Annotated in this window: 20 protein-coding genes; 11 read left to right on the top strand and 9 right to left on the bottom strand. The window is 62.3% G+C overall.

All coding sequences use genetic code 11. The annotated features are described in order from the left end of the window. Window positions 1-109: 109 nt before the first annotated feature. Window positions 110-1027 (bottom strand): transcriptional regulator MetR, encoded by a 918-nt coding sequence (gene metR, locus CQ041_RS01570; RefSeq protein WP_105520697.1) that lies wholly within the window; start codon window positions 1025-1027, stop codon window positions 110-112. A 182-nt stretch (window positions 1028-1209) separates the two neighbouring features. Between metR and CQ041_RS01575 the strand changes: the two genes are divergently transcribed. From CQ041_RS01575 to CQ041_RS01595, 5 genes are all read left to right on the top strand, one after another. Beyond that, on the top strand, window positions 1210-2229 hold the full coding sequence (locus tag CQ041_RS01575; RefSeq protein ID WP_105520696.1) for an alpha/beta fold hydrolase: 1020 nt from the start codon (window positions 1210-1212) through the stop codon (window positions 2227-2229). Between the two features lie 54 nt (window positions 2230-2283). After that, complete coding sequence (locus CQ041_RS01580) at window positions 2284-2937, top strand: DsbA family oxidoreductase (RefSeq protein ID WP_105520695.1); 654 nt, start codon at window positions 2284-2286, stop codon at window positions 2935-2937. 120 nt (window positions 2938-3057) lie between these two features. Next, a complete protein-coding gene (locus CQ041_RS01585; protein WP_105520694.1) occupies window positions 3058-3978 on the top strand; it encodes an arginase in 921 nt (306 codons plus the stop codon). Next, window positions 3975-4355: a transporter gene (locus CQ041_RS01590; RefSeq protein ID WP_105520693.1), complete on the top strand. Its 381-nt coding sequence runs from the start codon at window positions 3975-3977 to the stop codon at window positions 4353-4355. The genes CQ041_RS01585 and CQ041_RS01590 overlap by 4 nt, the downstream gene beginning before the upstream one ends. Next, window positions 4352-4744 carry an EamA family transporter gene (locus CQ041_RS01595; protein ID WP_105520692.1) on the top strand — a complete coding sequence of 131 codons (393 nt, stop codon included), beginning with the start codon at window positions 4352-4354 and terminating at the stop codon, window positions 4742-4744. The genes CQ041_RS01590 and CQ041_RS01595 overlap by 4 nt, the downstream gene beginning before the upstream one ends. Window positions 4745-4765: 21 nt before the next feature. Here the strand turns inward: CQ041_RS01595 and CQ041_RS01600 are convergent, their stop codons facing one another. After that, entirely contained in the window at window positions 4766-5536 is a 771-nt protein-coding gene (locus CQ041_RS01600) for a MipA/OmpV family protein (protein ID WP_105520691.1), read from the bottom strand. A gap of 217 nt (window positions 5537-5753) precedes the next feature. Between CQ041_RS01600 and CQ041_RS01605 the strand changes: the two genes are divergently transcribed. From CQ041_RS01605 to CQ041_RS01630, 6 genes are read left to right on the top strand one after another with little or no spacing between them, the layout of a single operon-like run. Then, window positions 5754-6452 carry an HAD-IB family phosphatase gene (locus tag CQ041_RS01605; RefSeq protein ID WP_105520690.1) on the top strand — a complete coding sequence of 233 codons (699 nt, stop codon included), beginning with the start codon at window positions 5754-5756 and terminating at the stop codon, window positions 6450-6452. Further along, window positions 6445-7839, top strand: coding sequence for an aspartate aminotransferase family protein (locus CQ041_RS01610; RefSeq protein ID WP_105520689.1), 1395 nt, complete (start codon window positions 6445-6447; stop codon window positions 7837-7839). The genes CQ041_RS01605 and CQ041_RS01610 overlap by 8 nt, the downstream gene beginning before the upstream one ends. Continuing rightward, complete coding sequence (locus tag CQ041_RS01615) at window positions 7836-8690, top strand: carboxylesterase (protein WP_105520688.1); 855 nt, start codon at window positions 7836-7838, stop codon at window positions 8688-8690. Before CQ041_RS01610 ends, CQ041_RS01615 begins: the two co-directional genes overlap by 4 nt. 31 nt (window positions 8691-8721) lie before the next feature. Beyond that, window positions 8722-9846 carry a GNAT family N-acetyltransferase gene (locus CQ041_RS01620; protein ID WP_105520687.1) on the top strand — a complete coding sequence of 375 codons (1125 nt, stop codon included), beginning with the start codon at window positions 8722-8724 and terminating at the stop codon, window positions 9844-9846. Beyond that, entirely contained in the window at window positions 9846-11615 is a 1770-nt protein-coding gene (locus CQ041_RS01625) for a HAMP domain-containing sensor histidine kinase (RefSeq protein WP_105520686.1), read from the top strand. The genes CQ041_RS01620 and CQ041_RS01625 overlap by 1 nt, the downstream gene beginning before the upstream one ends. Then, the gene (locus CQ041_RS01630) at window positions 11605-13002 is read left to right on the top strand and encodes a sigma-54 dependent transcriptional regulator (RefSeq protein WP_105520685.1); all 1398 of its coding nucleotides are present in this window, start codon (window positions 11605-11607) and stop codon (window positions 13000-13002) included. Before CQ041_RS01625 ends, CQ041_RS01630 begins: the two co-directional genes overlap by 11 nt. Before the next feature lie 61 nt (window positions 13003-13063). Here the strand turns inward: CQ041_RS01630 and CQ041_RS01635 are convergent, their stop codons facing one another. The 7 genes from CQ041_RS01635 to CQ041_RS01665 form a co-directional block, all read right to left on the bottom strand. Further along, a complete protein-coding gene (locus CQ041_RS01635; RefSeq protein WP_105520684.1) occupies window positions 13064-13402 on the bottom strand; it encodes a GlpM family protein in 339 nt (112 codons plus the stop codon). Continuing rightward, window positions 13402-14739, bottom strand: a complete 1338-nt coding sequence (locus tag CQ041_RS01640) for a sigma-54 dependent transcriptional regulator (RefSeq protein WP_105520683.1) — start codon at window positions 14737-14739, stop codon at window positions 13402-13404. The genes CQ041_RS01635 and CQ041_RS01640 overlap by 1 nt, the downstream gene beginning before the upstream one ends. Continuing rightward, a complete protein-coding gene (locus tag CQ041_RS01645; protein WP_105520682.1) occupies window positions 14736-16637 on the bottom strand; it encodes a sensor histidine kinase in 1902 nt (633 codons plus the stop codon). The genes CQ041_RS01640 and CQ041_RS01645 overlap by 4 nt, the downstream gene beginning before the upstream one ends. Window positions 16638-16724: 87 nt before the next feature. Then, window positions 16725-17459: an amino acid ABC transporter ATP-binding protein gene (locus tag CQ041_RS01650; RefSeq protein WP_105520681.1), complete on the bottom strand. Its 735-nt coding sequence runs from the start codon at window positions 17457-17459 to the stop codon at window positions 16725-16727. Then, window positions 17456-18127: an amino acid ABC transporter permease gene (locus tag CQ041_RS01655; RefSeq protein ID WP_105520680.1), complete on the bottom strand. Its 672-nt coding sequence runs from the start codon at window positions 18125-18127 to the stop codon at window positions 17456-17458. The genes CQ041_RS01650 and CQ041_RS01655 overlap by 4 nt, the downstream gene beginning before the upstream one ends. Further along, a complete protein-coding gene (locus CQ041_RS01660; RefSeq protein ID WP_105520679.1) occupies window positions 18127-18873 on the bottom strand; it encodes an amino acid ABC transporter permease in 747 nt (248 codons plus the stop codon). The genes CQ041_RS01655 and CQ041_RS01660 overlap by 1 nt, the downstream gene beginning before the upstream one ends. A 193-nt stretch (window positions 18874-19066) precedes the next feature. Further along, entirely contained in the window at window positions 19067-19993 is a 927-nt protein-coding gene (locus tag CQ041_RS01665; protein ID WP_105520678.1) for a glutamate/aspartate ABC transporter substrate-binding protein, read from the bottom strand. Window positions 19994-20221: the final 228 nt, after the last annotated feature.

A 20221-nucleotide genomic window follows, 5' to 3' on the forward strand; every position in this document is an offset into this window, starting at 1 on the left:
AACCACGATTCTCTGTGGGAGGGCTTGCCCGCGAAGGCGTCATCTCAACCATTGCAAGGCTGGCTGGCCCACCGCAATCGCAGACAAGCCAGCTCCCACTGGGGGTGCTTTAGCGTACAGCGCTCACGCCATCGAGCGTGGAGAACGAGGTGTCCTTGGCGGTCAGCAAGAAATCGCGCATGTACGGCGCATCCAGCATGTCCGCACGAATCCCCGCATACAGCGTCGCAAACAAACCTTTCTCGCCCAGGCGTTTGGCCTTCACATAGCCGCGCGAGCTGTATTCATGCAGCGCCCAATGGGGCATGCCGCACACGCCACGGCCGCTGGCCACCAGTTGCATCATCATCACCGTCAGTTCCGAGGTGCGCACCTGGGCCGGCTCGACATCGGCGGGCTCCAGGAAGCGGGTGAAGATGTCCAGTCGGTCGCGCTCCACCGGGTAGGTGATCAGGGTTTCGGTCAACAGGTCTTCAGGCACGATGTACGCCTTGCTCGCCAGCGCATGCTGGTTGGCCACTGCCAGCATGGCTTCGTAGGTAAACAGCGGTACATAAGTGATGCCCGGCAATTCCTGTGGGTCGGAGGTCACCACCAGGTCGAGGTCCCCACGGGCCAGGGCTGGCAGCGGTGCAAAGGCGAAGCCGGACGCCAGGTCCAGCTCGACTTCAGGCCAGGCATCGCGGAACTGGTCGATCGTCGGCATCAACCATTGAAAGCAACTGTGGCATTCGATGGCCATGTGCAGGCGCCCGGCGGTGCCGCCGGCCAAGCGTGCGATATCGCGCTCGGCGCCACGCAGTAGCGGCAGCGTTGCATCAGCCAGTTGCAGCAGGCGCAGCCCGGCGCTGGTGAAGCGCAGCGGCTTGGTCTTGCGCACGAACAGCGGCATGCCCAGGCGCTCTTCCAGTTCCTTGAACTGGTGGGAGAGCGCCGACTGCGTCAGGTGCAAACGCTCGGCGGCCTCTACCAGGCTGTCGGCTTCGCGCAGGGCGTGCAGGGTCTTGAGGTGACGGATCTCGAGCACGGGCTCTCCATGAAGACAATTTGAGGCGAATCGGAATTGCGTGAGTTTGTCTCATGTTGCAGGGCGTGTCGACCGTGACCGCTGGGCACTCTTCATTAAACTGTCATCGAACTGTGGCAGCGCGCTTGAACAAACTTCATCAGACTCGCGCTCTACTGGGGTTCTGCGTTTCGGTGTTTTTCATGCGCGTGTTGTGTCTACTGGCCGCTTTACTGTTCGGCCTGCCGTCTTTTGCGGCTTCTCGATGTGATGTCAATGTCCCGACCCAAACGGTCGACTTGCAACAGGTGAGCATCGCCTACCAGAGCATCGGCCGTGCGTCCGACCCGGCCTTGCTGCTGGTGATGGGCCTGGGCGGGCAGTTGATCCATTGGCCGGATGAAGTCGTGGTGGCCTTGTGCGAACAGGGCTTCCGGGTGATCCGCTACGACAACCGGGACGTTGGCCTGTCGTCCTGGCGCCAGGCGCCGGCCAGCGCCAACCTGACCTTCGAGGTGCTGCGCTACAAACTCGGGCTGCCGGTGTCGGCGCCCTACACCCTGACCGACATGGCCGACGACGCCCTGGGCCTGATGGACGCGCTGCAGGTGCGCCAATTCCACGTGCTGGGCGCCAGCATGGGCGGCATGATTGCCCAGCACCTGGCGGCGATGGCCCCGCAGCGGGTCGAGAGCCTTACCCTGATCATGACCAGCTCCGGCGCCGAGGGCCTGCCCGCGCCGAATGCGGCGCTGGTGCAGTTGCTGTCGCGGCGCAGTGCGCCGAATCGCGAAGTGGCGCTGGAGCAGCAGGCTGATCTGCTGGCAGCGCTGGGCAGCCCGAACGTGAAGGATGACCGCGAGGCGCTGTTGCACCAGGCGGCGCAGTCCTACGACCGCGCGTTCAACCCCGAGGGCGTGAAGCGTCAGATCATGGCGATCCTCGCCGAACGCAGCCGCGTGCCGTTGCTCAACCAACTGCGGGTGCCGACCCTCGTGGTGCATGGCACCGCCGACCCCCTGTTGCCGGTGATGCACGGCGTGCACCTGGCCGCGCATATCCACGGCAGTGAATTGAAGCTGATTCCGGGCATGGCCCATCGTTTCCAGGAAGCCTTCAAGGCCCCGTTGCTGACCGCCGTGCTGCCGTACCTGCAAGCCCATCGCCAAGACGCGGCGCACTGGGCGCAGATTGATCCGGGCGCGCCTTCGAAGCTGCTGTGACATTGGTGTATCGTGCAACCTTTGCGGCGCATTAATGCAGCGAGGTTGCCCACCATGAGTACTCCCCTGAAAATCGATTTCGTCAGCGATGTGTCCTGCCCCTGGTGCATCATCGGCCTGCGCGGCTTGACCGAAGCCCTGGACCAGCTCGGCGCCGAGGTGCAGGCCGAGATCCATTTCCAGCCGTTCGAACTGAACCCGAACATGCCCGCCGAGGGGCAGAACATCGTCGAGCACATCAGCGAAAAATACGGTTCCAGCGCCGAAGAATCCCAGGCCAACCGTGCACGTATCCGTGACATGGGCGCCGAGCTGGGCTTCGCCTTCCGCACCGATGGCCAGAGCCGTATCTACAACACGTTCGACGCACACCGCCTGCTGCACTGGGCCGGGCTGGAAGGCCTGCAGTACAACCTCAAGGAAGCGCTGTTCAAGGCGTACTTCAGCGACGGCCAGGACCCTTCGGACCCGGCGACCCTGGCGATCATCGCCGAGAGCGTCGGGCTGGACGTCCAGCGTGCGGCCGAAATTCTCGCCAGCGACGAATACGCCGCCGAGGTGCGTGAGCAGGAGCAACTGTGGGTGTCGCGTGGCGTGACGTCGGTGCCGACCATCGTGTTCAACGATCAGTACGCCGTGAGCGGTGGGCAGCCGGCCGAGGCATTTGTGGGGGCGATTCGCCAGATCATTAGCGAAGCCAAGTCCTGACATAGTTCCTATGTGGGAGGGGGCAGGCCCCCTCCCACATTGGTTACTCCGAGTTCTTGAGATAATAAGTGCTGGCCTGCCCTTTGCATTACCCCCCTAAAGCCCTAGGGGAACACTGCCTTGAACATTCTCGACCTCGACCACAGCCTCACCGATCAGGCGCCGATTGCCCGGCGCCTGGCCAGCGGGCACGCCACACGCATCGACCTGCTCGACCTCGGCCCAAAGCTGCGCCTGTGGTCCACCGCAACAACCTGGAAAACCTTCACCGCACGCCTGGCCCAGCGGCCTCGGCCCACCGATGCGCGGCCGGAAATCCTGTTCGTCGGTTCCGGCGATTATCACCACCTCACGCCGGCCTTTCTGGCGGACGTGAAAGAGCCCATCAGCCTGATCCACTTCGACAACCATCCCGACTGGGTGCGCTTTGCGCCCAAGCGCCACTGCGGCTCATGGGTCAATCGCGCGCTGAAAATGCCGGCGATTCAACGCATCGTCACGCTTGGCCCGTGCAGCGATGACTTGCACAACCCGCAGCTGCGTGGCGGCAACCTGGCCGCCCTCAAGCGCGGGCATTTGCAGCTGTTTCCATGGCAGCACGCACCGTCGAAAGTCTGGGGCCGGGTCGGTGATGGCGCCGGCCATCGGCAACAGGAAAATCACCTGCATTGGCGCAACCTGGCCGAGCTGGACTGGACTGGATTTCTCGACGAGATGATCACCGGCCTGCCCACCGACGCTGTCTGGATCACCCTCGACAAGGATGTGCTCGCCAGCGAGGACGCCGCCACCAACTGGGATCAGGGTGGCATGCGCCTGAGCCACGTGCTGCAAGCCCTGCGGGCGTTGGCGGGGCGCAAGCGCATCATCGGCATCGACGTGTGCGGCGAGTTCGCCCAGCCGGCCTTCAGCAACGCGTTCAAACGCTGGGAGGCCACGTCCGACCAGCCACCGCCGCAGCGTTGGAGCGCTGAAGATCTGCACCGCAACGCCGTCACCAACGCGGCCCTGATCGAGCTGTTCGAGGAGCTGTTCCCGTGAGCCTGACCCTGGTGTTATTGGTGGCGTTCTCGATCGTGCTCGATGTGATCGGCCAATTGTGTTTCAAGCTCGGCCTGGACCGTTTGCCGGAGCTGGAAGGTGGCTTCCGCCTGCAGGCGTTCTGGGGCCAGGTGTTCAATGCGCCGTTGTTGTGGGCGGGAATCGGCGCGTATGTCGTCGAGTTCTTTGTGTGGCTCGAAGCCTTGTCCCGCGCGCCCTTGAGCCTGTTGTTCCCGGCGGCGGCGCTGGCCTATTGCGGGGTGGTGCTGGTGGGCAAGGTGGTACTCGGCGAGACCGTCAGCCGTCGGCGCTGGGCAGGTACCTTGGTGATTACCCTGGGGGTGATGCTGGTGGCGATTGCGGGGAGTCAGGTATGAATACGCACGCAGGGTTGCATGGGCGTCTCGGCACAGTGGTGTTGTGGGCCCTGCTGATTGGCACCGAGAGCGCCGGTCAGCTGTTTACCAAGGTGGCCGGGGATCAACTGGGGCAGATGGATTTCAATTGGCTGTGGCTGGGGGAGGTGGCGCGCAACCCCGGGATCCTGGCGGCGATTGCCTGTTACATCGGGGCGTTTTTCGTGTGGATGCTGATCCTGCGCCGCAGCAGTCTGTCCCTGGCGTTTCCGCTGAGTTCGCTGGTGTTCGTGGTGGTGCTGCTGGGCTCGTGGCTGGGGCTGGGTGAGCACATCAGCGCGCTGCATTGGGTGGGCGTGGCGGTGATCATTGGCGGAATCGCCTTGCTGGCTGAAGGCGAAGAAAACTGAAGCCCCGGTTGGCCCGTTGAATCAGTCGAATGTGTAGCTGATCGCGGTCTGCACCTGACCCTGGTTCACATCACCGGTCTGCTTGACGATGCTGCTGTCGGCGGCTGATCCCACCAGGTGCACCCAGCTCGCGCTGGTCAGCAACGACCAATTGGGCGCCAACGGAAACTCAACACTCTGGGTCAGCGTCACGTTCTGGAAACCGCCGCTGGCGGTGTAGGGACGAATACCCGAGGCCGCGGATTCATTGGCGTCTACCCCAAAATAGGTCTGGGTCTGGCGCGCATTCGCGAAGTTCGCCGCCAGGCCACTGCTGCCAATGATTCCGCCACCCAGTGGGTACCCGAGTTCACCGCCGACCTTGCCCAGCGCACCGCTTTGCGAATGCCCGCCACCCACCGCCTGGCCCACCCGCGCATACACACGCCAGAAGTCGGCCGGGGCGTACTGGATAAAACCGCCGACCTCGGCCATGTCCGACACATTGCGCAGCCCTTGCAACGAGCCGTTGGAGGTGCGCCCCTGCAGGTAATTGAGATAGGGGCCGGCACTGAAACCGTTGCTGTTCAGCGCGTTCCAGGTGAGGCCGTCATCGGTGCCCAGGCTGACAGCGCCCCAGTCCAGGTCCATGTACGGCACGGGCCGCGTTTCGTAGCGGCTGCCGGTCGGATCATGGGGTTGATAACTGACACCCGCGCCGACTTCACCGGTGATCGAGCCTGCCTGGGCGGTGCTGCAATAACCCCACAGCCCAAGCAGACCGGCGAGTACAGCGGACGTGACGTTGCGCATGGAGCGGTTTCCTTCTCGGGACATACGCGCATGAACGCGCGAAGCGCACCGCTGGCGCAAGCACTCATCTTGTTTGTAGCAAGCTACAAAAATTGTAGCTTGCACCTCGGCGTTCCGGCGCAAAGCCCAGCCCCGCTGGGCCCTGGCCAGTTGGCACAGTCTCTGCTCTATCCCTTGGGCAAGCGCTTGCAGCGCGCTCCTACTCAAGGTAACCGCAATGATTGACTGGCATATCGTGTGTGATTTCGACGGGACCATCACGCCCACCGACGTCATCGACAACGTCCTCCAACGCTTCGCCGGCCCCGAGTGGGAAACCATCGAGCAGCAATGGCTGGACGGGCACATCGGCTCGCGCGAATGCCTGAGCCGCCAACTGGCGCTGATCAAGGCAACCCCGGCGCAATTGCTGGCGTACTTCGACAGCGTCGAGATCGACCCGGACTTTCCGGATTTCGTCGATCACGTCATCGGCCTGGGCGCAACCCTTGAAGTGGTCAGCGACGGCATCGAGCAGGGCATCGCGCGGATCCTGTCGCGTCACTACGTGACCTTGTTGCCGATCCTCGCCAACCGCCTGCGCCAGGTCGACCAGAACAGCTGGCGCATCGACTTCCCCTACGCCAGCGACGCCTGCCGCGCCGCGTCAGGCAACTGCAAGTGCAAGTCCACACCGCGCGCCCAACGTGTGCTGGTGATCGGCGACGGCAAGTCGGACATGTGCGTGGCCTCCACCGCCGACTTCGTCTTCGCCAAGGGCAGCCTCGCCGATTACTGCGAAGCCCGACAAATCCCCCATGCGCGCTTCGACAGCTTTGCCGAAGTGACTGCATTGCTGGCGCTGTTGCCCCAGGGCAGCGCCGCCAACGCCACCTCCTTTACTGCCGACAACCAGGAAATCTTCCACCATGTCTGATATCCGTATCGCTACCGCTGAAGACCAGATCCTTTTGGATAAGGAAGCCAAGTACTGCTCTTATGGCGACACCGTCCACTACATCGAGCCGCCGCGCATTTTCAGCCGTTGCGAAGGCTCCTACGTGTGGGACACCGAAGACCAGGCCTACCTCGACCTGCAAATGTGGTACTCGGCGGTCAACTTCGGCTACGCCAACCCGCGCTTGAACAACGCGCTCAAACAGCAGATCGACACCTTGCCGCAGATCGCCAGCCAGTACCTGCACAAGGGCAAGATCGAGCTGTCGGAAATGATCGCCGTGGACGCTAAAAAGAAATTTGGCCTGGACGGTCGTGTGCACTTCAACGTCGGCGGTTCACAGTCCATCGAAGATTCCCTGAAGGTGGTGCGCAACGCCAGCAACGGCAAGAGCCTGATGTTCGCCTTCGAAGGTGGCTACCACGGGCGTACGCTGGGCGCGTCGTCGATCACCTCCAGCTATCGCTACCGTCGTCGCTACGGCCACTTTGGCGAGCGTGCGCAGTTCATCCCGTTCCCGTACCACTTCCGTGGGCCTAAAGGCATGACCAAGGAAGAGTACGGCAGCCACTGCGTGCAGCAATTCGCGCGGTTGTTCGAGACTGAATACAACGGCGTCTGGGACCCGAAAGTCGGCTCCAGCGAATACGCGGCGTTCTACGTCGAGCCGATCCAGGGCACCGGCGGCTATGTCATCCCGCCGATGAATTTCTACCGTGAGCTCAAGCACGTGCTGGACCAGCACGGCATCCTGATGGTGTCGGATGAAATCCAGATGGGCTTCTATCGCACCGGCAAACTATGGTCGATCGAGCACTTCGACGTGCAGCCGGACGTGATCGTGTTCGGCAAGGCGCTGACCAACGGCCTCAATCCGCTGGGCGGCATCTGGGCCCGTGAAGAGTTGATCAACCCGAAGATCTTCCCGCCAGGTTCGACGCACTCCACCTTCGCCTCCAACCCATTGGGCACGGCGGTGGGCCTGGAAATGTTCAAGATGACCAACGAAGTCGACTATGGCGCGATGGTCATGGCCAAGGGCAAATATTTCCTTGAAGGTTTGCAGGACCTGCAGAAGCGCTTCCCGATCATCGGCGATGTCGATGGCCTCGGCCTGGCGCTGCGCTGCGAAATCTGCGGCCCGGACGGTTTCACCCCGGACAAGGCGACCCTGGACTACATGGTCGAGGAAGGCATGAAAGGCGACATGATCGTGGACGGCCAGAAACTCGGCCTGATCCTCGACGTGGGCGGTTACTACAAGAACGTGATCACCCTGGCACCGTCCCTGGAAATCAGCTACCCGGAAATCGACCTGGGCTTGAAGCTGCTCGAGCAACTGCTGGTGCGGGCGACCCAACGGTGAAGCCGGCAGAGATCGACCTCGGCGAAGGCGATGCCGGTTTCGTTCTCGGTGACGGTCCGGTCGGGATCCTGTTGATCCACGGCCTGACCGGCACGCCGACGGAATTGCGCCAGGTCGCCAAGGGCCTGGCCAAGGCGGGCCATTGCACGGTGTACGTGCCGACCCTGGCCGGGCACTGCGGTGACAACAGCGACCTGCAAGCCACGGGCTGGCGTGACTGGTATGACGGTGTACGCAAGACCTTCGTGCAGGTCCGCCAGCGGCACGGGCAGGTGTTTGTCGGCGGTTTGTCGATGGGCGCGGTGATGTCGATGTACCTGGCGTCGGAGCATCCGGGCCAGGTTTCCGGGTTGCTGATGTACTCCACCACCCTCAAGTACGACGGCTGGAGCATCAGCAAAATGGCGTTCATTACGCCGTTGCTGATCCGTATTCCGTTTGGCGTGCGGCTGTTCCGTTTCACCGAAAAGCCGCCCTACGGCATCAAGAACGAACGCCTGCGGGCCATTGTCGAGCGGCAGATGAAGGAGGGCGAAAGCAGCGAAGCGGGCCTGCTGACCATGGAAGGCATCACCGTGCGCGAGTTGCACCGCATGAACGCGGTGGTGCGCAAGCGCATGCCGGCGGTCCAGGTGCCGGCGCTGGTGGTGCATTCCATCGAGGACGACATCACCAGCCGCTGGAACGCCGACTACGTGGAACGCCACCTCGGCGGCCCGGTGACCAAGGTGCTGTTGGACAACTGCTACCACATGATCACGGTCGACCTGCAATACCGGCGGGTGATCGAGCTCAGTGCGCAGTTTGTCGACAAACACGCGGGGTTCAAACCAGAGCCAGTGCACAGTTGATCGGTATGGGCCATAGAAATAAGGGAACCCTGTGATTACAACCCAAGCCTTTCCAACGGTCCGCGCCCTTGCGCGCAGTGCCTGGAACGACTGCTTCCCTGGCGCGCTGGAGGACTGGGACTATTACGTCGCCGTGGAAACCGCCGCCATCGCCGATTTCCAGTGGCGCTACCTGGCGGTGTACGACAACGGCACGTTGGTGGCCGTGGCCGCTGCGTTCATCACCCATTACCGTCTCGACACCACTGTGTCGGGCGCCGGCAAGCAGCTTGCCGAACGGCTGGAGCGGTTATGGCCGGGCTTGCTGCAACTGGGGCTGTACGCCCTCGGTTCGCCGGTGGCCGAGCGCTGCGATGCTGGGTTTGCCAGCCACATTCCTGAGTCGCGGCGTGAGCGGTTGCTCACGCACCTGCTCCAGGCCGCACGCGAGGATGCCGACGCGTTTGGCATCGGCCTGCTGGCAGTCAAGGACGCGCCGAGCAACGATGCGCATTGGGCAGGCAGTTGCCACGCCGCCGGTTTTCAACAAATGCCGAGCCTGCCCACGGGCGTATTGCCGCTGCCCTATGGCTCGGTGGACGCCTATCTGGGTTCCCTGGGCAAATCCACCCGCAAGGACTTGCGTCGCAAACTCCGCGCCCCCGGCCCGCGAGTGGAATGGCGGCGCAACATCGACGATGTGCTGCCCGAGGTCATGCGCCTGTACGAGGCCACCCTGGCCCGTGCCGAGCTGCAGTTCGAGCGCCTTCCGCCCGATTATTTCACCGCGGTGCTTGAACGCCTTGAACAACGCGCGGTGTGTGTTCTTTACTGGGTGGACGAGCAGCTGGTGGCTTTCAACCTGATCCTGCTGGACGAGCACCGGCTGGTGGACAAATTCTTCGGCCACGACGTGGAATTTTCCCGCGACTACAACCTGTATTTTCGCAGCTGGTTGACCAACGTCGACTACTGCATCGCGCACAATATTGCGTTGTACGAGTGCGGTCAGGCCGGGTATGCCAGTAAGCTGCGCCTGGGCTGCGAGTTCCAGGGCAACCAGGTGTTCTTTCGGCACCGCAACCGGCTGGTCAACGGCCTGCTCAAACTTGTAAAACTGTTTATTCGACCGGATCGTTCCGACCCTGCCATGGCTGCTGCGATAAGCGAAACCTGATGATCACCAAAAACCGCCAGAAAGCCCGCCCGTTTGCCATCTCGCGCTGGAGTGTCCAGCGCAAGCTGGTACTGGCGTTCTGGCTGGTCAGCGTGATTCCCACCATGATCGCCGCCGAATTGGCCGCCACCACGCTGTCGCAGATTTTCGACAGCAACGTGCGCATCTGGCTGCTGGAGTCGACCCGGATCGTCAAGGACGAGATTGGCGACATCGTTCACGACAACGCGCGCATGGCCAAGCTGTTCCTGCGTTATGCCAGCCCGGCGTCGGACCAGCAAGCCAGCCGGCACGACCGCCTGACCGCCGATATCGCCGATGCGACAGACATCGACGTGGTCGCACTGATTCGCGCCAGCGACCACGCGATCATGTTCAGCACCGCGCCGGACGACATCGTCAAACAGATCAACCTGACCAGCAACGCCGTGCTGCAAACCGTCAACGTCGCCGGCGTCGAGACCGGCACCGTGGTTTCGACGTTCGAGACCCGCAAGGACGGCGTCGACTACCTGCTGCTGGTGGCGACGTACCTGGACAGCAGCTTTCTCACCAGCGTGGCCGAAGTGCACTCTCTGGACCTGCGCCTGTACCTGGCCAACCCGGCCGGGTTCTCGGAGATTTTCTCGACCCAGCGTTTCCAGGATCACCCGTCGCGCATCCCCAAGGCCGTGGAAGCGGCGCTGCGCGACACGCGTCAGCCCAGCGAGCAGTTCACCAACAACTACAGCGGGTTGTACTGGCCGATCTTCAGCGATGCGGGGGATCTGCAGGGGGTGATCTTCAGCGGGCTGCTGCGCCATACCAGCCTGGTCGGCCTGGTGAACCAGAGCAACCTGTTCGTGTTGATCTTCCTGGTCAGCTCGGCATTGTCCCTGGGGGCGGGCGTGCTGGTGTCGCGGCGCCTGACCCGCCCGCTGCGGGACTTGTCCCAAGGCGTGAGCGCGGTGATTTCGGGGAACTACGCGCATCGCGTGCACGTCAGCGGCGGCGACGAACTGGCGCAGTTGAGCAGCACCTTCAACCACATGACCGAGCGCCTCGGCGAGTTGCATCACCTGGAGGCGCAACTGCGGCGTCGCGACCGCCTGCACGCCCTGGGCGAAGTCGCCATGGGCCTGGCCCACGAGATCCGCAACCCGCTGGGCATCATCAAGACCGCCACCCAGTTGCTGCACCGGCGTGCCGATTTGGCCGAGACCGACAAGCGTCACCTGGAATATGTGGTCAGCGAAGTCAGCCGGATCAACGAGCTGATCACCGAGTTCCTCGACTTCGCCAAGCCCAACCCACCGCTGCGCGTCATGCAGCTGGCGCGGCCGTTGGTGGAGGAAATCCTCGGCTTCTGCGCGCCGGAACTGGCCAGCCATAACATCGACGCCCAGATCGACGACCAGGCCCCGGGGGCGACGATCTATGGGGACGCCAAGCAGCTCAAGCAGGCCTGCCTCAACCTGATTCTCAATGCCATCGACGCGATGCCCGAAGGCGGACGCCTGACCCTGGGGATTCGCACCGCAGGCAGCAACACATCGATCAGCATCGCCGACACCGGCCAGGGCATTCCGGCGGACATGATCGAGCGCATCTTCACGCCGTTTGTCACCACCAAGGCCTCGGGCACCGGGCTGGGGCTGGCCAAGGTCTACTCGATCATGGAAAGTCACGACGGCAGTATCGAATGCACCAGCGAGAATGACGCGGGTGCCACCTTCAGCCTGACCCTTCCGGCGCTGGGCGAAGACGACGAGGACAGTCATGACGCATAACATTCTGGTGGTCGACGACGAGCCCAAGCTCTGCGACCTGCTGGCGTCGGCCCTGGGCCAGAACAACGTGCAGGTATTCATCGCCGGCAACGGTTTGCACGCACTCAAGGTGCTGGAGCAGGAAGCCATCGACCTGGTGATCAGCGACTGGCGCATGCCGGGCATGGACGGGCCGGCGTTGCTGGCTGAAATCAAGGTGCGCTATCCGCAGGTGCCGGTGATCGTGATGACCGCCTACAGCACGGTGAAAAACGCCGTGCAGTCGATGCGCAATGGCGCTTACGACTACATTGCCAAGCCGTTCGATATCGACGAACTGGACATCACCGTGGCCAAGGCCCTGCAGTTTCGCGACATCTTGCGCGACAACGCACGCCTGCGCGCCGAGCTGGATGAGCACGCCCAGTTCGACAGCCTGGTGGGCGACAGCCCGGCGTTTCGCAAGGTGCTGCAAGCCGTGGACTCGGTGCGCGACAGCGGCGCTACCATCCTGCTCACGGGCGAGAGTGGCACCGGCAAGGAAATGGTCGCGCGCGCCATCCACAAGCACGGCAGCCGTGCCGACCAACCGTTCGTGGCGGTCAACTGCGCAGCGATTCCCGAAGGCTTGTTGGAAAGTGAAATGTTCGGCCATCGCAAAGGCGCCTTTACCGGCGCCGTGGCGGACCGGGTAGGGCGGTTCCAGCAGGCCGACAAAGGCACGCTGTTTCTCGACGAAGTGGGCGACATGCCGCTGGCGTTGCAGGCCAAGATCCTGCGCGCCTTGCAGGAGCGGGTGATCGAGCCGGTGGGCGACCCCCGGGAGCGCAAGGTGGACGTGCGGGTGATCGCGGCCACCAACAAGAACCTGCTGGAGGCGGTGGCGAACAAGGCGTTTCGCGAAGACTTGTATTACCGCCTGAATGTATTTCCCATCCCGCTGCCAGCGCTGCGCGAGCGTGTGGAAGATATCGCACCCCTGGCCCGGCACTTCGCCCAGACCCTCAGCGCCACCGCCGGTAAACGCATTACCGGGTTCAGTGCCGAGGCGCTGCAGGCGATGGCGGCGTATCACTGGCCGGGCAATATTCGCGAGCTGCAAAATTGTGTGGAGCGCGCGACGATTGTGGCGGCAACGCCGGTGATCGAGGACATCGATTTGCCGGGTTATCTGTTTGCGTCCAAGCCGAGCGAGGGCGGGGTGACCGCGATCCTCAGCGACGGGCCGGGCGTTCCCCAGGACCTGGATGCGGCGCTGGCGGAGGTGGAGAAGGCGTTCATATTGGCGGCGTTGCAGGAGAGCAACGGCGTGCAGGCCGCAGCCGCGCAAAAGATCGGGATATCAGAGCGCAGCTTCTGGTATCGCCTCAAAAAGCTCGGCATCCAGGTCGACAAAATCGTCCGCTGACACAACTGGCTTAAAAATGTGGGAGGGGCCTTGCCCCCGCCCACAGTTTGACCGAGTTGTGTCAGGCGTGCAGGCGTACCCAGATACTGACCAGGAGGGTTGCAGCGATCAACCACGCTACCGCTGCGACGGCCAGAGACGCCTCCAGCCGCAACCGATCGACCATCACATACAAGGTCGCCAAATACACAAAGTACGGAATGATCGACCACATTCCGAACAGGATGGTGGTCTTCAAGTCTTCCACCGAACGGCCCTTGCCGACGATGTAATGCGCAATCAACGCAAAGGTCGGAAACAGCGGCACCAACCCTGCGATGTAGTAATTTTTGGTCTTGGCCAACGCCGCCAGAATCAGCACCACCGCCGCGCCCAGGGCGGCCTTCAAAAAAAGATCCATCAGTGGCTCAACCCGTATTTTTTGACTTTGTCGAACAGGGTGGTCTTGGCCATTCCCAGCTCCAGGCTGGCCTGGGTCAGGTTGCCGCCGCTGCGTTGCAGGGCGTCGCTCAGCAGGTTGCGCTCGAACGCCTCCACCGCTTCGGTAAAGGCCAGGCCACCGCTGCCGCTGCCCGCGCCGCTTTTCTTGAAGGCGGGCAGGCCCAAGGCATAGCGTTCGGCGACGTTGCGCAATTCGCGCACGTTGCCCGGCCAGTCGTGGCTCATCAGGCCGGACAGGGTTTGATTGTCCAGCTCTGGAGTGGAGCGGTCAAAACGCAGGGATGACTGCTGCAGGAAGTGTTCGAACAACTGCAGGATGTCTTCGCGGCGCTCGCGCAGGGGCGGCAGCTCCAGAGTCACCACGTTGAGGCGGTAGTAGAGGTCGCTGCGAAACTGGCTGGCGCGGCTCAGTTCATCGAGGTCGGACTTGGTCGCGGCGATCACCCGGCAATCCACCGCCACGCTCTGGTTGGAACCCAGGCGTTCCAGGGTGCGCTCCTGCAACACCCGCAGCAGCTTGATCTGCAGGTTGATCGGCATGCTTTCCACTTCATCGAGAAACAGCGTGCCCTGGTGGGCATGCTCGATCTTGCCGATACGCCGTTTACCGGCGCCCGTGAAGGCATTGGCCTCATGGCCGAAGATCTCGCTTTCAAACAGGTTTTCCGGCAGGCCGCCGCAGTTGAGGGCGACGAACGGGTGGGAGTGACGACGGCTGAAGTCGTGCAGGCAGCGTGCGACCAGTTCCTTGCCGGTGCCGGTCTCGCCTTCGATCAACACGTTGGCCGAGGTGTCGGCGACGTTGGCGATCAGCTCGCGCAGGTTCTGCATGGCCGGCGAACGGCCGATGATGCGGCCTTCCAGGGAGTCCCGCTCGGCCAATTGACGACGCAGCGACCACACTTCCCGCGCCAGCCCGCGTTGTTCCAGGGCACGACGGGCCACGTCCACCAGGCGTTCGGGGGAGAAGGGTTTCTCCATGAAATCGTAGGCGCCGTTGCGCATCGCCCCGACGGCCATGGAAATGTCGCCATGGCCGGTGATCAGCACCACCGGCAGGCTCTTGTCCAGGGCCTTGAGGCGGGTCAGGAGTTCCAGGCCATCGATGCCCGGCAGGCGAATATCGCTGATGACGATGCCCGCGAAGTTCTCGCCCACGCGTTGCAGCGCCTCTTCGGCGCTGCCCACGCCGACGCTGGGAATATCTTCCAGGGCCAGGGCCTGCTGGCAGCCGAGCAGCACATGGGGATCGTCTTCGACGATCAGCACGGTGAGGTCTTTAGGGTCAGTGGTCATGTGGACTCGGCTGTTTGAGCGCCCGCCAGCGGCAGGCACAAGACAAAGGCAGTACCACCACCGGCCGGGTGCTCCACGGCGAGGGTGCCGCCGGTGGCCGCCGCGAGGCTGGCGGACAGGGTCAGGCCGAGGCCCAGGCCTTGTTCACCGGGCTTGGTGGTGAAGAACGGTTCGAATAAATGCTTGCGGGCCTCGGGGTCGATGCCGTGGCCGTTGTCACGCACGTACAGGCGGTACTTGCCCTCGCTGCTGCTGCCTTCGAGCCACAATTCGGGGGCTGGCTGGGCGTGCATGGCGTCGAGGGCGTTGCCGATCAGGTTGACCAGAATCTGCTCCAGGCGTGTCTGGTCGATCTGCAGTTGGGCCGGGGAAAAGTCGCGATGCACGTGCAGCGGCAGGCTTTCCATACGTGCCGCAAGCACCTGGAAGGCCGCATCCACCGCATTCGGCAGGCTGGCTTCGCCCTGGTCGTCACCGCGTCGGGCAAAGGAGCGCAGGCTGGCGGTGATGCGGCCCATGCGGTCGATCAATTCGTTGATGGTCTTGAGGTTGGCGCTGGCGGTGTCCAGGGCGCCGCGCTCGAGGAAACGCACGGTGTTGCCGGACAGGGTGCGCAGCGCGGCCAGGGGTTGGTTCAGTTCATGGGCGATGCTGGTGGACATCTGGCCGATGGCCGCCAGTTTGCCGGCCTGCACCAATTCGTCCTGGGCGCGGCGCAGGGTTTCTTCGGCCTGGCGCCGCTCGCGGATCTGGCCCTTGAGGCGTTCGTTGCTGGCGCGCAGGTCGGCGGTGCGTTCGGCAATCCGACGCTCCAGCTGGCTGTTGGCTTCCTGCAAGGCTTCGCGTGCGGCGAGGCGGGTAGCGATGACCTTGCGCCGCTCATTCCAGGCGATCAACAGGAACGCCACCAGGCCAAACGCGACGGCCACCAGGATGCCTTGGTTGATCGCCGCGCGGCGCAGCTCGTTGAGCGGGGTGAGCAGGGTGAAGTGCCACGGCGTGTCGTTGAGCGGTCGGGTTTGCGCCAGGTAACTGACGGCGTGTTCGTCGTTGACCACTTCGCTGTTGGCCGGGAACGTGAGTTTCTCGGTGCCCTCGTCGAGGCGCTCGCGGGCCAGGGGTTCCAGCTCGTTGAGCGTCGCCCAGTAGTATTGCAGGCTGTGGGCCAGGCGGTCCTTGGTGTCATCGCTGAGCGGGCGGACGGCCTTGAGGCGCCGGGCCGGGTCGCTGGAGAGGATGATGATGCCGTTCTCGTCGCTGACGAAGGCTTCGAGGCGTGCACGTTGCCAGCGTTCTTCGAGGGCTTCTAGGCGCACCTTGACCACCGCCACGCCGATGATCTTGCCGTGTTCTTCCAGGCCATGGGCCAGGTAGTAGCCGGGTTCGCCGTTGGTGCTGCCGATGCCATAGAAACGCCCGGGCTGTCCGCGCACGGCGTTCTGGAAATAGGCGCGGAAGGACAGGTCTTCGCCCTGATAACTGTCGGCATCGCGCCAGTTACTGGTGGCGAGCACGCGGCCGGTGGTGTCCATCACGTAGATGGCCCGACTGCGACTGCGTCGGTTCAGGCCTTCGAGGTAATCGTTGACGGTCTTGCGGGTTTCTTGCGTCGGGTTGGCCAGCAACGTGGACACGCTGGACTCCAGTTCCAACAGGCTGGGCAGGTAGGTGTATTTGCTCAGCTCGCTTTCGACTGTGCGGGCATGCAATTCGAGCTGGCGTTCACCGGTATCACTGAGGGTGCGGATGCCGTAATGCTCACTGATCCAGAAGCCGATATAACCCAGGCCGATCATCAGGGCGATGATCAACGGCGGCAGGAACAGTTGGCGAATCAGACGAGGCTTCACGGCAAGTGATGGCGGTGCGGCGCGAAATTGGGTGGGGTCGCATTTCATCACAGATGCCTTGGGTCAACCAGAGCTTGCTAGCCTGCGCGCCCCTCCCACATGGGCCCTGTTTCTGCAGGAGGAGCTGTGTAGTGCTTAGTGCTGCAGGATTTTCTCAAGGAAGTGCTGCGCGCGTTCGGAGCGGGCGCTGATGTCGCCGAAGAACTCTTCTTTCGGGCAGTCTTCGATGATCTTGCCGGCGTCCATGAAGATGACGCGGTCGGCCACTTTGCGGGCGAAGCCCATTTCGTGGGTCACGCACATCATGGTCATGCCTTCCTGGGCCAGTTGCACCATCACGTCGAGCACTTCGTTGACCATTTCCGGATCGAGGGCCGAAGTGGGTTCGTCGAACAGCATGACGATCGGGTCCATGGCCAGCGCGCGGGCAATCGCCACACGTTGCTGCTGGCCGCCGGAGAGTTGGCCCGGGTGCTTGTGGGCGTGTGCCGACAGGCCGACGCGCTCCAGCAGTTGCAGGCCTTTCTTGGTGGCCTCTTCCTTGCTGCGGCCGAGCACCTTGATCTGCGCGATGGTCAGGTTTTCGGTGATGGTCAGGTGCGGGAACAGTTCGAAGTGCTGGAACACCATGCCCACGCGCGAACGCAGTTTCGGCAGGTTGGTCTTCGGGTCGGCGATGGAGGTGCCGTCGACCACGATGTCACCCTTCTGGAACGGTTCCAGTGCGTTGACACACTTGATCAGGGTGGACTTGCCCGAGCCCGAAGGCCCGCACACCACGATCACTTCGCCTTTTTTGACATCGGTGGTGCAATCGGTCAGCACCTGGAAGTCGCCATACCACTTGTTGATGTTCTTGATAGAGATCATACGGCAAACCTTTTTTGCAGACGCTTGACCAGCAGCGAGGCGGAAAAGCTGATGATGAAGTAGACGACACCGGCGAAGATCAGGAACTCATTGGAGCGGCCGATGATGTCGCCGTTGGAGCGGGCGGAGTTGAGGAAGTCCACCAGGCCCACGGTGTAGACCAGCGAGGTGTCCTGGAACAGGATGATCGACTGTTGCAGCAGCAACGGGGTCATCTTGCGGAACGCCTGGGGCAGGATGATCAGGCGCATGGTCTGGCCATAGGTCATGCCCATCGCCTGCGCCGCACCCATCTGGCCCTTGGGAATCGACTGTACGCCGGCCCGCACGATTTCACAGAAGTACGCGGCTTCGAACATCATGAAGGCCACGACGCAGGAAGTGAACGCGCCGATCGGGGTGTCTTCGCCGGTGATCCAGCGCAGCACGAAAGGCACCGCCAGATAGAACCAGGTGATCACCAGCAGCAGCGGAATCGAGCGGAAGTAGTTCACGTAGGCGCCGGCCACGCGGGACAGCAGCTTGCTGGACGACAGGCGCATCAGCGCCAGGATCGTACCGAGCGCAATGCCGCCGACCACGCCCATGACCATCAACTGCAAGGTCATGACCATGCCGTTCCACAGGCCAGGGATAGCGGGGATGATACCGCTGAAATCGAGTTCCATTATTTACCCCCCACGGAGATCAGGCCGGGCACTGCGACTTTCTTCTCGACCAGGCGCATGAGCAGCATCAGGCTCATGTTCAGGGTGAAGTAGATCAGCGTGGCCAGGGTGAAGGCTTCAAACAGGTTGGCCGAGAACTCGGCGGTCTGCTTGGTTTGCGCCAGCAATTCCATCAGGCCGATCAAGGACGCCACGGAGGAGTTCTTGAAGACGTTGAGGAATTCCGAGGTAAGCGGCGGAATGATGATCCGGTAGGCCTGGGGCAGCAGCACGTTCCAGTAGATCTGCGGCAGCTTGAAGCCCATGGCCCGCGCGGCGGATTCCTGGCCACGTGGCAGCGCCTGGATGCCGGTACGCACTTGCTCACACACGCGGGCCGCGGTGAAGAGGCCCAGGCACACGACAACGCTCAGGTAAGCCGAGGTGGTCGGGTTGAGGTCTTGCTTGTACCAGTCCTGCAGGTTTTGCGGCAGCAGGTCGGGTATCAGGAAGTACCAGATGAACAGCTGCACCAGCAGCGGCACGTTACGAAACAGTTCCACGTAGCAGGTCGCGATGCCCGATACGATGCGGTTGGGCACCGTGCGCATGACCCCCAGAATGGAGCCCAGCAGCAAGGCGATGATCCATGCCACGATGGCAATGGCGATGGTCCAGCCCAGGCCAGCGATGTACCAGTCGAGATAGGTCTCGCTGCCAACGCCGGTGGACTTGAAGAATACGCCCCAGTCCCAGTTGTAATTCATTAGGGTCTCCCCTCGAGATCGATCGATGTACAAGCACCCGCTTGGGGAAATTCCATTCCCGCCTGACGGTGAACGCCAGGCACACGCGATCGGCTCGAAAACGGCCGGGTCGAGTGTTCCAGATACAGCCAGCAGGTAGTAACAGACGCCTGGGGGAGGGTGGGCTCCCCCAGGAGGTAAGGTTAGATCAGTGTCAGATTTTTACGTCAGGCGCTGGCTTGTCGCTTGGGTTGGCGATCAGCTCTTTAACCTTGTCACTCATCGGGAAGTTCAGGTTCAGGCCTTTAGGTGGAATCGGGCTCTCGAACCACTTGCTGTAGATCTTGTTGATTTCACCGGACTTGTACAGGGCGGTGATGGCGCCATCCACGGCTTTCTTGAAGTCCGGATCGCCTTTGCGAACCATGCACGCGTAGGCTTCGAAGGACTGTGGAGTACCGGTGATGACCCAATCATCCGGCTTCTTGGCCTTGGCTTCTTCACCGGCCAGCAGGGCGTCGTCCATCATGAACGCAACGGCACGGCCGCTTTCGAGCATCTGGAAGGATTCGCCGTGGTCTTTGGCGGAGATGACGTTCATGCCCATCTGCTTGTCGGCGTTCATCGCTTTGATGATGCGCTCGGACGTGGTGCCCGCAGTGGTCACGACGTTCTTGCCTTTGAGGTCGGCAAAGTCGGTGTAGGACGGCTTGCCTTCCTTGTCTTTCTTGACCAGCAGGCGGGTGCCGATTTCGAAGATGTTGACGGTGAAGTCGACTTGTTGGGCGCGCTCGGCGTTGTTGGTGGTGGAGCCGCACTCAAGGTCCGCAGTGCCGTTCTGGATCAGCGGGATACGGGTTTGCGAGGTGACCAGGTTGTACTTGGTCTTCAGGTCGGGCTTGTTCAGGTCTTTTTTCAGCTGCTCGACGACCGCTACCTGGATGTCGTGGGAGTAGCCAACGGGTTTGCCCGAACCGTCCGCAATGTAGGAAAACGGAATGGAGCTGTCGCGGTGAGCGAGAGTGATGGTGCCGGAGTCGTTGATCTTTTTCAGCGTGCCGGTGAGTTCGGCGGCGAAAACTGGAGTGCTGATCAGAGCAGCAGCGATAGCTGCGCCCAGGATATGGGGAACGATGCGCATCAATACTTCCTCGACATTTGTTTTTTTTATGAAGCCGGCTAAACGGCTCTCTTGTACAGCGAATGCCCGTAACGGCTCCTGAGGCGTCTCAGGCAATCGTCCAAGAGTGTAGAGCATGAGTCGTGCCAGACCCGAAACAAAAGGTTAAGTATATGATTTATATGAAGATTAACTTTGTATGACGGATTTTTGAGGTTCGTTGGGTACGGCAATCCGAATAGTGCAGGT

Origin of the sequence: Pseudomonas sp. MYb60, assembly GCF_002979555.1 — a bacterium.
Taxonomy (GTDB): domain Bacteria; phylum Pseudomonadota; class Gammaproteobacteria; order Pseudomonadales; family Pseudomonadaceae; genus Aquipseudomonas.